Origin of the sequence: Streptomyces spinosus (genome assembly GCF_020400655.1) — a bacterium.
GTDB classification, from domain to species: domain Bacteria; phylum Actinomycetota; class Actinomycetes; order Streptomycetales; family Streptomycetaceae; genus Streptomyces; species Streptomyces argyrophylli.
In genome coordinates this window covers 334,819-349,327 of sequence record NZ_JAINRC010000011.1, presented here as the reverse complement: position 1 = coordinate 349,327, position 14,509 = coordinate 334,819, and the positions used below count along the sequence as shown (strand labels likewise).

The following is a 14,509-nucleotide window of genomic DNA, read 5'->3' as shown; positions in this document are numbered from 1 at the left end:
GACCCTGTGGGAGAGTAGGACGCCGCCGAACTCCTTTTGAAGCTCCGGCTCTTGGGCACCGCCCAGGAGCCGGAGCTTTTTTGCGTTGAGGTAAGGTCAGGGGGCATCGTTGGTTCATTTCGCACAGGAGGCCCCCGGGTGGAGGTCCAGGAGACCCGCGTCCAGACAGACCGGGTCCTCACCATCCCCAACATCCTCAGCATGGCGCGGCTCGTCGGCGTACCCCTCTTCCTGTGGTTGATCCTCAGGCCGGAGTTCGGCGGCCCCAAGAGCGATGGCTGGGCCCTCCTCGTGCTCGCGCTCAGCGGCATCAGCGACTACCTGGACGGCAAGCTCGCCCGGCGCTGGAACCAGATCAGCAGCCTCGGCCGGCTGCTCGACCCCGCGGCGGACCGGCTCTACGTCCTGTCCACACTGCTCGGGCTGACCTGGCGGGAGATCCTCCCGCTCTGGCTCACCGCCCTCCTGCTGGCCCGCGAGCTGGTCCTCCTGGTCATGGTGGGCATCCTCCGCCGGCACGGCTATCCGCCGCCGCAGGTGAACTTCCTCGGCAAGGCCGCCACGTTCAACCTCATGTACGCCTTCCCGCTCCTGCTCCTCAGCGACGGAAACGGATGGATCGCGTCACTCGCTGCAGTTTTCGGGTGGGCTTTCGCCGGATGGGGTACAACCCTCTATTGGTGGGCAGGAGTGCTGTACCTAGTACAAGTCCGCCGTCTGGTGCGCGCGGACGCCGTGGCCGATTGAGCCCGTCTCTTGTCTGGACAAAGTCGTCCGATGGCCGCCCGCCCTGAAATGCGGGACACTTTGGACGGGTGAAGTCGGCTAGACAGTCATCTCTTTAGGAGGACGCTTCCGACATGAAGGCCGTCGTGATGGCCGGCGGCGAGGGCACGCGCCTTCGCCCAATGACCTCCAGCATGCCCAAGCCGCTCCTGCCCGTGGCGAATCGCCCGATCATGGAGCACGTGCTGCGACTGCTCAAAAAGCACGGGCTCAACGAGACCGTGGTCACGGTGCAGTTCCTGGCGTCCCTCGTAAAGAACTACTTCGGTGACGGCGAAGAGCTCGGCATGGAGCTCACGTACGCCAACGAGGAGAAGCCACTCGGTACCGCCGGAAGCGTCAAGAACGCCGAGGAGGCGCTGAAGGACGATGCCTTCCTCGTCATCTCCGGCGATGCCCTGACCGACTTCGACCTCACCGAGCTGATCAATTTCCACAAGGAGAAGGGCGCTCTGGTCACGGTCTGCCTGACCCGTGTGCCCAATCCGCTGGAGTTCGGCATCACCATCGTCGACGAGGAAGGCAAGGTCGAACGCTTCCTGGAGAAGCCGACCTGGGGGCAGGTCTTCTCCGACACGGTGAACACCGGCATCTACGTCATGGAGCCCGAGGTCTTCGACTACGTCGAAGCCGACGTGCCCGTCGACTGGTCCGGCGATGTCTTCCCGCAGCTGATGAAGGAAGGCAAGCCGATCTACGGCTATGTCGCCGAGGGCTACTGGGAGGACGTCGGCACGCACGAGAGCTATGTGAAGGCCCAGGCGGACGTCCTCGAGGGCAAGGTCAACGTCGACATCGACGGCTTCGAGATCTCCCCGGGTGTGTGGGTGGCCGAGGGCGCCGAGGTGCATCCCGAGGCCGTGCTGCGCGGACCGCTGTACATCGGTGACTACGCCAAGGTCGAGGCCGGCGCGGAGATCCGGGAGCACACCGTCGTCGGCTCCAACGTCGTCGTCAAGAGCGGTGCCTTCCTGCACAAGGCCGTCGTCCACGACAACGTGTACATCGGGCAGCACAGCAATCTGCGCGGCTGTGTCGTCGGAAAGAACACCGACATCATGCGTGCGGCCCGGATCGAGGACGGCGCGGTCATCGGTGACGAGTGCCTGATCGGTGAGGAATCGATCGTCCAGGGCAACGTCCGCGTCTACCCGTTCAAGACCATCGAGGCCGGCGCCTTCGTCAACACCTCGGTGATCTGGGAGTCCCGGGGGCAGGCCCATCTGTTCGGCGCCCGGGGCGTCACCGGCATCCTGAACGTGGAGATCACGCCGGAACTGGCGGTGCGGCTCGCCGGTGCCTACGCGACGACCCTGAAGAAGGGCTCCACCGTCACCACGGCCCGCGACCACTCCCGGGGTGCCCGCGCGCTCAAGCGCGCCGTGATCTCCGCGCTGCAGGCCAGCGCCATCGACGTACGCGACCTGGAGAACGTACCGCTGCCCGTGGCCCGGCAGCAGACCGCGCGCGGCAGTGCCGGCGGCATCATGATCCGGACCTCGCCGGGTGTCCCGGACTCGGTCGACATCATGTTCTTCGACGGACAGGGCGCGGACCTCTCCCAGGGCAGTCAGCGCAAGCTCGACCGGGTGTTCGCACGCCAGGAGTACCGGCGGGCGTTCCCTGGTGAGATCGGCGACCTGCACTTCCCGGCCAGCGTCTTCGACTCGTACACCGGATCGCTGCTGCGCAACGTCGACACGACCGGGATAGCCGAGTCGGGTCTCAAGGTGGTCGTGGACGCCTCGAACGGCAGTGCCGGACTGGTGCTGCCCAGCCTGCTCGGCAAGCTTGGTGTGGACTCGCTGACCATCAACCCCGGTCTGGACGAGTCCCGGCCCACCGAGACGGCCGAGATGCGGCGCAAGGGGCTGGTGCGGCTCGGGGAGATCGTGGCCTCCTCGGGTGCCGCGTTCGGCGTCCGGTTCGACCCCGTCGGCGAGCGGCTGTCGCTCGTGGACGAGAAGGGCCGGATCATCGAGGACGACCGGGCGCTGCTGGTGATGCTGGACCTGGTGGCCGCCGAGCGGCGCAGCGGACGGGTGGCCCTGCCGGTCACCACGACCCGGATCGCCGAGCAGGTGGCCGCGTACCACGGCACCCAGGTCGAGTGGACGACCACCTCGCCCGACGACCTCACGCGCGTGGGGCGCGAGGAGGGCACCATTTTCGGCGGCGACGGCAAGGGCGGGTTCATCGTCCCCGAGTTCAGCGGTGTGTACGACGGCACGGCGGCCTTCGTACGCCTGATCGGGCTCGTGGCGCGGACCCAGCTCACGCTGAGCCAGATCGACGCCCGGATCCCGCGGGCGCACGTCCTCAAGCGGGACCTGGCGACGCCGTGGGCCGTCAAGGGTCTGGTGATGCGACGAGTGGTCGAGGCGGCGGGGGACCGTTCCGTCGACACGACCGACGGTGTGCGCGTCGTGGAGACCGACGGGCGCTGGGTCATGGTGCTGCCCGACCCGGCCGAGGCGGTCACCCACCTGTGGGCGGAAGGGCCCGACGACGCGTCCGCGCAGGCCCTGCTGGACGAGTGGGCGGCGGTCGTGGACAGCGCCGGCCGGTGAGCGTCGGCGGCTGAGAACGGCAAAACCCGCTGCACGCGTGCGGTGCCGGACAAGTGTCCCCAAGGGGGCCTGTCCGGCACGCCGGTGGGGCCGTTCGGAGGTACTGCTCGCGACATGCGACGATGTGCGGCATGCCGCAGCAACCCCCCGTTCGGAGCAGCCCCACGCGGCCGCAGCGCCCGGACGCGTCCATGTCGTTGATCACCAACGTCATGGACCACAGCCTCGACGACGGGTACGCCGAGGCCGCCGCCCGCAAGAAGTCCGAGGGCCAGGGCGGCCTGCCGAAGACGCTCAGGGCCAAGCTGGGCCTGGCCGCCGGCCTCGTCCTCGCGGCGCTCGTCGTGACCGTGGGGGCGGCCCAGGCACGCGTGACGGCGCCCGTGGTGGCCAAGGAGCGCCAGGAGCTGATCGACCGCATCGACAGCGAGACCGCGGCCGCGGACAAGCTCGAAAGCACCGTCGACACACTGCGTGACGACGTGAGCGCGCGGCAGCGGGCGGCCCTGAGATCGAGCGGGGGCAGTGCCGAGGCAGACCTGGTGGGACTGCTGTCGGGTGCCACCGCTGTGCACGGTCCCGGCGTCAAGCTCGTCGTGAACGACGCCAAGGAGGCGAGCGGCGGCGGCGACGGCGCCAACCCCCGGGAGACCTCGGGCTTCTCCGACACCGGCCGGGTACGGGACCGTGACATGCAGCGCGTGGTCAACGGGCTGTGGGCCTCCGGAGCCGAGGCGATCTCCGTCAACGGGCAGCGGCTGACCGCCCTGTCCGCGATCAGGGCGGCGGGTGACGCGATACTGGTCGACAACAGGCCGCTGGTGCCGCCGTACACGGTGCTGGCGGTGGGGGACGGGGAGAGGCTGAGCACCAGGTTCCAGAACAGCGCCGACGGCCTGTATCTGCATGCCCTGGAGGAGAACTACGCCATCCGCGCCACCATCTCCACGGAGGGCGACGTCCGGTTGCCCGCCGCACCCAGTGTGATCGTACGCACAGCACAGCCGAAGTCCGAGAAAACCGAGAAGGGCACATCGTGATCGCCGTACTGGGCCTCGTCGTGGGAGTCGTGGCCGGCCTGTTGGTCCGGCCCGAGGTTCCGGCGGTCGTCGAGCCGTATCTGCCGATCGCCGTCGTGGCGGCGCTGGACGCCGTCTTCGGTGGTCTGCGGGCCATGCTCGACGGCATCTTCGACGACAAGGTCTTCGTGGTGTCGTTCCTGTCGAACGTGGTCGTCGCCGCCCTCATCGTGTTCCTCGGCGACAAGTTGGGCGTGGGCGCGCAGCTGTCCACGGGTGTCGTCGTGGTCCTGGGCATCCGTATCTTCTCCAACGCCGCGGCGATCCGGCGGCACGTGTTCCGGGCGTGACACCGATGAACGAGCAGAACGACAGCAACGACGGCAACGGCCGTAACGACCAGCCGGAGAACCGGTTGCGCAGGGAACTGCCGGCGGAAGTGCCCGCGCCCGCGCCCGGGGCCGGCAAGCCGTCCGCAGAGGAACCCGAGCAGCAGCTGACGGGCCGGCAGCGGCTCGTCAAGGGACTGTGGCCGCCGCGCTTCACGCGTGCCCAACTCATCGTCGCGGTACTGCTGTTCGGCCTGGGCTTCGGCCTGGCCGTGCAGGTGGCGTCCAACAGCGACACCGACGGCGCGCTGCGCGGGGCCCGCCAAGAAGATCTTGTGCGCATCCTCGATGAACTGGATTCGCGTACTCAGCGTCTTCAGGACGAGAAGCAGGGACTCGACAAGCAGCGTCAGGAGCTGCAGAGCAGCTCCGACCAGGCCGCGGAGGCGCGCCGTCAGACCGCCGAGAAGGAAAGGCAACTCGGCATCCTGGCGGGCACCGTGGCGGCGCAGGGTCCCGGCATCACCATGACGATCGAGGACACGAAGGGGACGGTCGAGGCGGACATGCTGCTCGACGCGATCCAGGAGCTGCGCGCGGCCGGTGCGGAGGCGATAGAGGTCAACGGGGTGCGGGTGGTCGCCGGCACCTACTTCACCGACTCCGGCAAGAGTGTGAGCGTCGACGGGAACAAGATCAACGCCCCCTATCGTTTCCAGGTCATCGGCAAGCCGCAGGACCTCGAGCCCGCGCTGAACATCCCGGGAGGCGTGGTGCAGACTCTCGAGAAGGAGCAGGCCACGGTGACCGTCGAGCGGTCGGACAAGATCGTCGTGGATGCCTTGCGACAGGCGAAGCGGCCTGACTACGCTCGGTCGTCCTCCCAGTGAGCCGGCGGTGCATGGTGGTCGTCCGGCAGGGGCATGAGGTTGCGGGGGGTCGGCGCACCGAAGGGGTGGTGCGTGGTGGAAACTGTCTGGTGGTTACGGACGTTGTGAGAATGTCCGGCTCGGCCGGTGTAGGCAATCAGGGTTCGTCCTGCCCCACGGGCGGGTCTGTTTCGGTCAAGGGGAATCGCCCGTGAAGTTGTTTGCGAAGTTGTTCGGCAAGAGCGCGCGAGAAGGCAGCGACAACGCGACCGCTCGTCATCGCGCACAGCCTGACGCGGAGGGCCAGCGCCCGCTGTTCCGGGACCAGGTCGCTGGTCCGGGCGGTGACATTTCGGGAGGTCAGGGCGCGGCGTCTGTTGACCCTGCCCAGTCCGGCGGCATAGGTTTCGGGCAACCGTCAACCTCAGGTACGGGTGGAGGGTTCGTCCCCGGCCCGTACGCGTCCAACGCCCCGGCGGGGCAGCCGCGGCAGGAGGATCCGTCGATGTCGGTCCTGGTGTGTACGAGGTGCGGTAACCGGAACGCGCAGAACGCCCGGTTCTGCTCCAACTGCGGGGCGCCGCTGCGGCCCGGGCTGACGCCCGAGCGCGCCTCCGAGACGACGTCCACGATCTCGATCTCGGGGCTGGAGGCCTACGACTCCGAGGCGACCGGCCAGACGCCGCTGCCGATGCTCTCCCCGGAGGCGCAGGCCGCGGTGGACGCGCTGCCGATGGGCTCGGCGCTGCTGGTGGTGCGCCGGGGGCCGAACTCGGGCAGCCGCTTCCTGCTGGACAGCGACCTGACCACGGCCGGCCGGCACCCGCAGAGCGACATCTTCCTGGACGACGTGACGGTCTCCCGGCGCCACGTGGAGTTCCGGCGCTCCCCGGACGGCTCCTTCACGGTGGCCGACGTGGGCAGCCTGAACGGCACGTACGTCAACCGGGAGCGCATCGACCAGGTCGCCCTGTCGAACGGTGACGAGGTGCAGATCGGCAAGTACCGGCTGGTGTTCTACGCGAGCCGGCAGGGCATCTGACCCGCCCCCGGACCGACGTCCGGGGGGACCCCCAGGGAAGGTCCATGCTTCAAACACCGAGCGGCGGTGCCGGAAGCGGTACCGCCGCCAGGGACAGTGGGCTGATGAGCATCGGCACGGTGCTGAACGTGCTGCGCGACGAGTTCCCCGAAGTCACCATCTCCAAGATCCGCTTCCTGGAGTCGGAGGGACTCGTCGAGCCGCAGCGGACCCCGTCGGGGTACCGCAAGTTCAGCGCCGGGGACGTCGAGCGCCTCGGTCACGTCCTGCGGATGCAGCGGGACCACTACCTGCCGCTCAAGGTGATCCGCGAGCACCTGGACGCCATGGAGCGGGGCGAGGCCGTCCCGCTGCCCGTGGTGGGCCGTCAGCGCACCGCGGAGGACGTACCCGCGCGCGTGGACGGGCCCACGGTGGCCAGGATCGGCAGGTCCGAGCTGCTGGCCGCCGCGGACGTCGACGAGAGCGACCTGAAGGAGTGGGAGTCCTACGGGCTCATCGCTCCGCTGGAGGACGGGGCGTACGACGCCGAGGCCGTCACCGTGGCCTCCCTCATCACCGAGCTGGGGCGGTTCGGGATCGAGCCGCGTCACCTCCGGGCGATGAAGGCCGCCGCCGACCGCGAGGCGGGCCTGGTCGACCAGGTGGTGGCCCCGCTCAGGCGCCACCGCAATCCGCAGACCAGGGCACACGCCGAGGCCCGTACGAAGGAGCTGGCGGCCCTGACGGTGCGGCTGCACGCGGCCCTGGTGAAGACCGCTCTCGGCGTCCGGCTGCCCTGATACGGCGGGCCGTGGAGCGGCCGGATCGGGCACCTGTTCCCGGCCCGACTACCCAAACGTCCCGGGCACCGCCTAGGGTTGCTGTGTGAACGAGCTCGATGTCGTAGGTGTCCGGGTCGAAATGCCCTCCAACCAACCGATCGTGCTCCTGCGCGAAGTGGGAGGCGATCGTTACCTCCCCATCTGGATCGGGCCGGGGGAGGCGACGGCGATCGCCTTCGCCCAGCAGGGCATGGCCCCCGCGCGACCGCTGACCCACGACCTGTTCAAGGACGTGCTGGAGGCCGTCGGCCAGGAGCTGACCGAAGTGCGCATCACCGATCTGCGGGAAGGTGTCTTCTACGCGGAGCTGGTGTTCGCCAGCGGGGTCGAGGTCAGCGCCCGCCCCTCCGATGCCATAGCGCTCGCCCTGCGCACCGGAACGCCGATCTACGGCAGTGACACGGTGCTGGACGACGCCGGTATCGCCATTCCGGACGAGCAGGAGGACGAGGTGGAGAAGTTCCGCGAGTTCCTCGACCAGATCTCGCCCGAGGACTTCGGCACCAGCAGCCAGTGAGCCCCGGCGACCGCCCGTCCGCTCCGGCGTGCCCGGGGGCGGACGGCGGTACCGCACGGTCCGCGCCCCGGCAATTGCCTCCGGCCAGTGAGAGCGTCCTACGGCCCCCCGCCAGCGCATTCGGCTAGCCTTTCCCCGCGGTGGGACACGGGAAACCACTCCTTGGGTGATTATCACTCGGCGTGCCGAGTGTGGCGATCGTTGACGCACCCCTGGTGACTGCCTACCGTCGAGAAGGCAGGTCAAGGACGGAGGTCGGCGTGAGAACCAGCGGCGACGGTACGGCTGGGGGTGCCCCCGGACGCGCTTTCGGGGAGAGCGGTCCGTACCCGCCCCCGAGCTCGCGGCCGCGATCCGGCGGGGGTCATGCCCATCCCGGCAGCGCGGTGGAGCACGCTCCGCAGCTGCCGACGGCGGTGCCGAACGGCGGAGGGGTGGCGTCCATGACGTCCGAGGAGATCGGCTACCGCGGGCCCACGGCCTGCGCGGCTGCCGGCATCACCTACCGGCAGCTCGACTACTGGGCGCGCACCGGTCTGGTCGAGCCCAGCGTCCGGCCCGCCTACGGGTCGGGCACCCAGCGTCTGTACAGCTTCCGGGACGTCGTCGTCCTGAAGATCGTGAAGCGGTTCCTGGACACCGGGGTGTCCCTGCAGAACATCCGCACGGCCGTCCAGCACCTCAGGGAACGCGGTTTCCGTGACCTGGAGCGGATGACCCTGATGAGCGACGGCGCCACCGTGTACGAGTGCACCTCGCCGGACGAGGTCCATGCCCTGCTCCAGGGTGGTCAGGGCATCTTCGGGATCGCTGTCGGCGTGGTGTGGCGGGACGTGGAGAGCGCCCTCTCCCAACTGCACGGTGAGCGCATCGACACGGGCGAGACCCTGGTCGGGCACAACCCGGCGGACGAGCTGGCGCGGCGCCGCAACCGGGCGGTCTGACGGCCGCGTCCGACCGCCGGGCCTCTCAGACGCCCGGATCCGCCCGCGTTGTCAGTGCCGTGGTGCAGCATCGGGGATGTGAGAAACGCGCCCACGATCCTGCATCTCGACATGGATGCCTTCTACGCCTCGGTGGAGCAGGCGTCCAAGCCGAGTCTGCGCGGGAAAGCGGTGGTCGTGGGCGGGCTCGGACCGCGGGGGGTGGTGGCGACCGCGTCGTACGAGGCACGGGTGTTCGGCGTCCACTCGGCGATGCCCATGGCCCAGGCGCGCCGGCTGGCTCCCAACGCCGCCTACCTGGTGCCGCGCTTCACCCTGTACCGGACGATCAGCGACCAGGTGATGGCGCTGTTGCGGCAGCTGTCACCGCTGGTCGAGCCGCTGAGCCTGGACGAGGCGTTCGTGGACCTGGAAGCCGGGGGAGCGGCCCAAGACCAGGAGTCGGCGCGACGGGCGGGGGAGCAGCTGCGCGCGGACATCCGGGCGGTCACCGGGCTCACCGGGTCGGTGGGACTCGCCGCTTCCAAGATGCTCGCGAAGATCGCCTCCGAGCAGGCGAAGCCGGACGGCCTGCGGCTGATCGAGCCGGGCACGGAGCGGGCGCTGCTGGCACCGTTGCCGGTGCGCACCCTGCCGGGTGTCGGACCGGCGACCGGGGACCATCTGCGCCGGGCCGGGATCACCACGGTGCAGGAGCTGGCGGAGGCCGGCGAGGACGAGCTGGTCCGGCTGCTCGGCAAGGCGCACGGGCAGGCGCTGTACGCCATGGCGCTGGCGCGGGACGAGCGGCCCGTGGTGGCCGAGCGGGAGGCCAAGTCGGTGTCCGTGGAGGACACCTACGACGTGGACATCCATGACCGGCTGCGGGTCGGCCTTGAGGTGCAGCGGCTGGCCGACCGGTGTGTGCGGCGGCTGCGCGAGGCCGGGCTGTCGGGGCGGACCATCGTGCTGAAGGTGCGGCGGTACGACTTCTCCACCCTGACCCGTTCCGAGACGCTGAGGGGACCCACCGACGACCCCGTCGTCATCCGTGAGGCGGCGGCGCGGCTGCTGGACTCCGTGGACACCACGGGCGGGGTGCGACTGCTCGGGGTGGGGGTGTCCGGGCTCGCCGACTACACGCAGGAGGACCTGTTCGCGCAGTCGAGGCCGGTGCCCGCGGCGGAGGAGCCGGAGGAGGGCGCGGTGGAGGCCGTCGTGGAGCGGGCGGCGCCCGCCGGGCGGGAGTGGCGGGCCGGGCAGGACGTGCGCCATACGGAGTACGGGCACGGGTGGGTGCAGGGGAGCGGGCTGGGGCGGGTGACCGTGCGGTTCGAGACGCCTCAGTCCGCTCCGGGGCGGGTGCGGACGTTCTTCGTCGACGATCCCGCACTGGCGGGCGCCGAACCGTTGCCGCTGGTCACGGGGCCACCGAACCCGCCCGGCGGCGACCCGCACGGCGGTGCTGCGCCCCGGACCCCGGAAGAAGCCGCCGGTCAGGGCTCCTCCGAGCCCGCCAGCTTGCCGAAGTCGCGGTCCGGGACCTTGGGGGGCGGGGCCACGTCGAGGCCGTAGTGGTGGTAGAGCTGGAGTTCCTGTTCGGGGGAGAGGTGGCGGCCCACGCCGAAGTCGGGGGCGTCCTTGATCAGGGCGCGGTCGAAGGGGACGTGCAGGGTGTCGTCGACCAGTTCGCTCGGCTCCAGGGGTACGAAGGCGTCGCGGGAGAACAGGCCGGTGCGTATGGCGGCCCACTCGGGCACGCCGGTCGCGTCGTCCAGGTACACCTCGTCGATGGTGCCGATCTTGGTGCCGTTGCGGTCGAACGCCTTGCGGCCGATCAGGTTGCGTGGATCGATGTCGGTCTGCACGGTCCCTCTCCCTCCACGTGGTCGCAACTCCTCCGTAAGCACTACGAAAGAGCACATTCAAGGAGGCGGCCACTCGAAGGCCCCGGCGTTGACCTCGCTGGTAGGCTGACAAAGGCTGCTGACCCCGTGCGGGAGAGTCCTCCGACCACCTCGGAGGCGCCGAAGGAGCAAATCCTCCCCGGAATCTCTCAGGCTCACGTACCGCACGGACGAGGTCACTCTGGAAAGCAGGGCGGATGTCGACGGCTTCCGCCCTCACCGACGGGGAAAGCCGGTGCCCGCGGGCGTCCGGTGAAGCTCTCAGGTCGAGATGACAGAGGGGGAGGCCGTCGGGGTACCCGCGCCGTGGTGCCCCTCGCAGGTCGCGTCAGACCAGGAGGCCTCCGCAATGACCGCCCATCGCATCCCGCTCTCCGAACTCGAAGCGGGCACCCCGTTCGAGCAGCGCCACATCGGACCCGACCAGGAGGCGCGGGCCAAGATGCTCGCGCAGGTCGGCTACGGCTCGCTCGACGAGCTGACCGCCGCGGCGGTGCCCGATGTGATCAAGAACGCGGATGCCCTGGACCTGCCGGGCGCCCGCACCGAGGCCGAGGTGCTCGCCGAGCTGCGCTCGCTCGCCGACCGCAACCAGGTCCTCGGCTCCATGATCGGCCTGGGTTACTACGGCACCTTCACGCCGCCCGTCGTCCTGCGCAACGTCATGGAGAACCCGGCCTGGTACACGGCCTACACGCCGTACCAGCCGGAGATCTCCCAGGGCCGCCTGGAGGCCCTGCTGAACTTCCAGACGATGGTCGCCGAGCTGACCGGCCTGCCCACCTCCGGCGCCTCCCTGCTGGACGAGGGCACCGCCGCCGCCGAGGCCATGGCGCTGTCCCGGCGCATGGGCAAGAACAAGAAGGGCCTGTTCCTGGTCGACGCGGACGCGCTGCCGCAGACCATCGCGGTGATCGAGACCCGCGCCGAGCCGACCGGCGTCGAGGTCGTCGTGGCCGACCTCGGCGACGGCATCCCGGCGGACATCGCCGAGCGCGAGATCAACGGCGTGCTGATCCAGTACCCGGGCGCCTCCGGTGCCGTACGGGACATCAAGCCCGTCATCGACCAGGCGCACGAGCTGGGCGCCCTGGTCACGGTCGCCGCCGACCTGCTCGCGCTGACCCTGCTGACGTCGCCGGGCGAGCTCGGGGCGGACATCGCCGTCGGCACGACCCAGCGCTTCGGTGTGCCGATGGGCTTCGGCGGCCCGCACGCCGGCTACATGGCCGTACACGAGAAGTTCGCCCGCAGCCTCCCCGGCCGGCTCGTCGGCGTCTCCGTCGACGTCGACGGCAACAGGGCCTACCGCCTGGCGCTGCAGACCCGCGAGCAGCACATCCGCCGCGAGAAGGCCACCAGCAACATCTGCACGGCCCAGGTGCTGCTCGCCGTGATGGCCGGCATGTACGCCGTCTACCACGGGCCGGAGGGCCTGCGGACCATCGCCCGGCGCACGCACCGGTACGCCACGATCCTCGCCGAGGGGCTGAAGGCCGGCGGTGTGGAGATCGTCCACGGCGCGTACTTCGACACGATCACCGCGCGCGTGCCCGGCAAGGCCGCCGCGATCGTCGCCGCCGCCCGGGAGAACGGGGTCAACCTGCGGCTCGTCGACGCCGACCACGTCTCGGCGGCCTGCGACGAGACCACGAACCGGGCCCAGCTGGCCGCCGTCTTCGCCGCCTTCGGCGTCGAGGGCGACATCGAGGCGCTGGACGAGAGCGCCGAGGACACCCTGCCCGAGGCGCTGCTGCGCACGGACGCGTACCTGAACCACCCGGTCTTCCACCAGCACCGCTCCGAGACCGCGATGCTGCGCTACCTGCGCAGGCTGGCCGACCGCGACTACGCGCTCGACCGCGGCATGATCCCGCTGGGCTCCTGCACCATGAAGCTCAACGCGACCACCGAGATGGAGCCGGTCACCTGGCCCGAGTTCGGGCAGCTGCACCCCTTCGCGCCCGCCGAGCAGGCCGAGGGCTACCTCACGCTCATCCACGAGCTGGAGGACCGACTCGCCGAGGTCACCGGCTACGACAAGGTCTCCCTCCAGCCGAACGCCGGCTCCCAGGGCGAACTGGCCGGTCTGCTCGCCGTACGCGGCTACCACCGTGCCAACGGCGACGAGCAGCGGACCGTGTGCCTCATCCCGTCCTCCGCGCACGGCACCAACGCGGCCAGCGCCGTGATGGCCGGCATGAAGGTCGTCGTGGTCAAGACCGCCGAGGACGGCGAGATCGACGTCGAGGACCTGCGCGCCAAGATCGAGCAGTACCGCGACGAGCTGGCGGTGCTGATGATCACCTACCCGTCCACGCACGGCGTGTTCGAGGAGCACGTCGCCGACATCTGCGCCCAGGTGCACGAGGCGGGCGGCCAGGTGTACGTCGACGGGGCCAATCTCAACGCGCTCGTCGGCCTGGCCAAGCCCGGCCACTTCGGCGGCGACGTCTCCCACCTGAACCTGCACAAGACGTTCTGCATTCCGCACGGCGGCGGCGGTCCGGGCGTCGGTCCGGTCGCGGTCCGCTCGCACCTGGCGCCGTACCTGCCGAACCACCCCCTCCAGCCGGAGGCCGGCCCGCAGACGGGCGTGGGCCCGATCTCGGCAGCCCCGTGGGGCAGCGCGGGCATCCTGCCGATCTCGTGGGCGTACGTCCGCCTGATGGGCGGGGAGGGCCTCAAGCGCGCCACGCAGGTCGCGGTGCTGTCCGCGAACTACGTCGCCAAGCGTCTGGAGCCGCACTACCCGGTGCTCTACACCGGCCCCGGCGGCCTCGTCGCGCACGAGTGCATCATCGACCTGCGCCCGCTGACCAAGGCGACCGGCGTGAGCGTGGACGACGTCGCCAAGCGCCTGATCGACTACGGCTTCCACGCGCCCACCATGTCCTTCCCGGTGGCCGGGACGCTGATGATCGAGCCCACCGAGTCCGAGGACCTCACCGAGCTGGACCGTTTCTGCGATGCGATGATCGCCATCCGCGCGGAGATCGACAAGGTCGGCTCGGGCGTGTGGCCCGCCGAGGACAACCCGCTGCGCAACGCCCCGCACACCGCCGCCGCGCTCGGCGGTGAGTGGACGCACGCCTACAGCCGCGAGGAGGCCGTCTTCCCGGCCGGTGTCTCGGCCGCCGACAAGTACTGGCCGCCGGTGCGCCGTATCGACCAGGCCTACGGCGACCGCAACCTGGTGTGCTCCTGCCCGCCGCTGGACGCCTACGAGGACTGAGCGAACCGCCGACGAAGGCCCCGCCCGGGTTTCCGGGCGGGGCCTTCGGGCGTGCTACGCCGTCGCCAGCGAGACCTCGGTCGCCTTGATCAGGGCGACGACGTCGGAGCCCACGAACAGACCGAGGTCCCCGGCCGCGTCCTTCGTGATCGCGGCGGTGAGCTCGCCGCCTTCCACGGCGACCCGGACGGTGGCCATGGCCTCGCCGAGCGAGAGGCGGATGACCGTGCCGTGCAGCTGGTTGCGGATCGACAGAGCCTCGACCCGGTTGGCGGCGAGGGAGACCTCCGTCGCCTTCACCAGGGCGGTCACCGGGGAGCCCGGGGCGAGGCCGAGCTGTTCGACGGCTTCCAGGGTGACGGCGGCGGTGAGGTCCTGGCCGCCGGTGAGCCGGACCTTGACGGTCGCCATGACTTCGCCCGCGCGCACCTCGGTGACGGTGCCGGGCAGCTGGTTGCGGATGCTCAGGGTCATGGGCACCCACCGTA

General features: G+C 70.1%; 13 protein-coding genes and 1 riboswitch. Of the genes, 11 read left to right on the top strand and 2 right to left on the bottom strand.

The features are described from left to right. The first annotated feature begins 138 nt into the window (after positions 1 to 138). The 10 genes from clsA (at position 139) to LG395_RS22505 (ending at position 10,454) form a co-directional block, all read left to right on the top strand. A complete protein-coding gene (gene clsA, locus LG395_RS22550) occupies positions 139 to 747 on the top strand; it encodes a cardiolipin synthase ClsA (protein WP_225810997.1) in 609 nt (202 codons plus the stop codon). Positions 748 to 860: 113 nt separating this feature from the next. Further along, positions 861 to 3,356 (top strand): mannose-1-phosphate guanyltransferase, encoded by a 2,496-nt coding sequence (locus LG395_RS22545; RefSeq protein ID WP_171158318.1) that lies wholly within the window; start codon positions 861 to 863, stop codon positions 3,354 to 3,356. A gap of 131 nt (positions 3,357 to 3,487) precedes the next feature. After that, positions 3,488 to 4,396 carry a DUF881 domain-containing protein gene (locus LG395_RS22540; protein ID WP_225810996.1) on the top strand — a complete coding sequence of 303 codons (909 nt, stop codon included), beginning with the start codon at positions 3,488 to 3,490 and terminating at the stop codon, positions 4,394 to 4,396. Next, positions 4,393 to 4,725: a small basic family protein gene (locus LG395_RS22535; RefSeq protein WP_003988855.1), complete on the top strand. Its 333-nt coding sequence runs from the start codon at positions 4,393 to 4,395 to the stop codon at positions 4,723 to 4,725. The genes LG395_RS22540 and LG395_RS22535 overlap by 4 nt, the downstream gene beginning before the upstream one ends. A gap of 5 nt (positions 4,726 to 4,730) precedes the next feature. Next, the gene (locus LG395_RS22530) at positions 4,731 to 5,594 is read left to right on the top strand and encodes a DUF881 domain-containing protein (RefSeq protein WP_225810995.1); all 864 of its coding nucleotides are present in this window, start codon (positions 4,731 to 4,733) and stop codon (positions 5,592 to 5,594) included. A gap of 190 nt (positions 5,595 to 5,784) precedes the next feature. Next, positions 5,785 to 6,615 carry a zinc-ribbon and FHA domain-containing protein gene (locus LG395_RS22525; protein WP_212768287.1) on the top strand — a complete coding sequence of 277 codons (831 nt, stop codon included), beginning with the start codon at positions 5,785 to 5,787 and terminating at the stop codon, positions 6,613 to 6,615. Between the two features lie 44 nt (positions 6,616 to 6,659). Continuing rightward, positions 6,660 to 7,397: a transcriptional regulator FtsR gene (gene ftsR, locus LG395_RS22520; protein WP_225810994.1), complete on the top strand. Its 738-nt coding sequence runs from the start codon at positions 6,660 to 6,662 to the stop codon at positions 7,395 to 7,397. An 85-nt stretch (positions 7,398 to 7,482) separates the two neighbouring features. Then, entirely contained in the window at positions 7,483 to 7,956 is a 474-nt protein-coding gene (locus LG395_RS22515; RefSeq protein ID WP_026253112.1) for a bifunctional nuclease family protein, read from the top strand. A 260-nt stretch (positions 7,957 to 8,216) separates the two neighbouring features. Then, entirely contained in the window at positions 8,217 to 8,900 is a 684-nt protein-coding gene (locus tag LG395_RS22510; RefSeq protein ID WP_171158326.1) for a MerR family transcriptional regulator, read from the top strand. Between the two features lie 78 nt (positions 8,901 to 8,978). After that, positions 8,979 to 10,454 carry a DNA polymerase IV gene (locus LG395_RS22505; protein WP_225810993.1) on the top strand — a complete coding sequence of 492 codons (1,476 nt, stop codon included), beginning with the start codon at positions 8,979 to 8,981 and terminating at the stop codon, positions 10,452 to 10,454. On the opposite strand, the gene LG395_RS22500 is transcribed toward LG395_RS22505, so the two are convergent. Beyond that, a complete protein-coding gene (locus LG395_RS22500; protein WP_171158330.1) occupies positions 10,376 to 10,747 on the bottom strand; it encodes a PRC-barrel domain-containing protein in 372 nt (123 codons plus the stop codon). The genes LG395_RS22505 and LG395_RS22500 overlap by 79 nt on opposite strands. A 119-nt stretch (positions 10,748 to 10,866) precedes the next feature. After that, a riboswitch (glycine riboswitch) is annotated at positions 10,867 to 10,961 on the top strand. A 174-nt stretch (positions 10,962 to 11,135) separates the two neighbouring features. Between LG395_RS22500 and gcvP the strand changes: the two genes are divergently transcribed. Next, positions 11,136 to 14,021 (top strand): aminomethyl-transferring glycine dehydrogenase, encoded by a 2,886-nt coding sequence (gene gcvP / locus LG395_RS22495; RefSeq protein ID WP_171158332.1) that lies wholly within the window; start codon positions 11,136 to 11,138, stop codon positions 14,019 to 14,021. Between the two features lie 54 nt (positions 14,022 to 14,075). Here gcvP and LG395_RS22490 read toward each other — a convergent pair whose 3' ends face one another. Continuing rightward, on the bottom strand, positions 14,076 to 14,495 hold the full coding sequence (locus tag LG395_RS22490; protein WP_225810992.1) for a TOBE domain-containing protein: 420 nt from the start codon (positions 14,493 to 14,495) through the stop codon (positions 14,076 to 14,078). Positions 14,496 to 14,509 lie beyond the last annotated feature (14 nt).

Excerpts from the sequence above, each read along its gene's own strand:
- LG395_RS22545 (WP_171158318.1), top strand. The coding sequence starts at position 861 with ATGAAGGCCGTCGTGATGGCCGGCGGCGAGGGCACGCGCCTTCGCCCA.
- LG395_RS22540 (WP_225810996.1), top strand. The coding sequence starts at position 3,488 with ATGCCGCAGCAACCCCCCGTTCGGAGCAGCCCCACGCGGCCGCAGCGC.
- LG395_RS22530 (WP_225810995.1), top strand. The coding sequence starts at position 4,731 with ATGAACGAGCAGAACGACAGCAACGACGGCAACGGCCGTAACGACCAG.
- ftsR (WP_225810994.1), top strand. The coding sequence starts at position 6,660 with ATGCTTCAAACACCGAGCGGCGGTGCCGGAAGCGGTACCGCCGCCAGG.
- gcvP (WP_171158332.1), top strand. The coding sequence starts at position 11,136 with ATGACCGCCCATCGCATCCCGCTCTCCGAACTCGAAGCGGGCACCCCG.
- LG395_RS22490 (WP_225810992.1), bottom strand. The coding sequence starts at position 14,495 with ATGACCCTGAGCATCCGCAACCAGCTGCCCGGCACCGTCACCGAGGTG.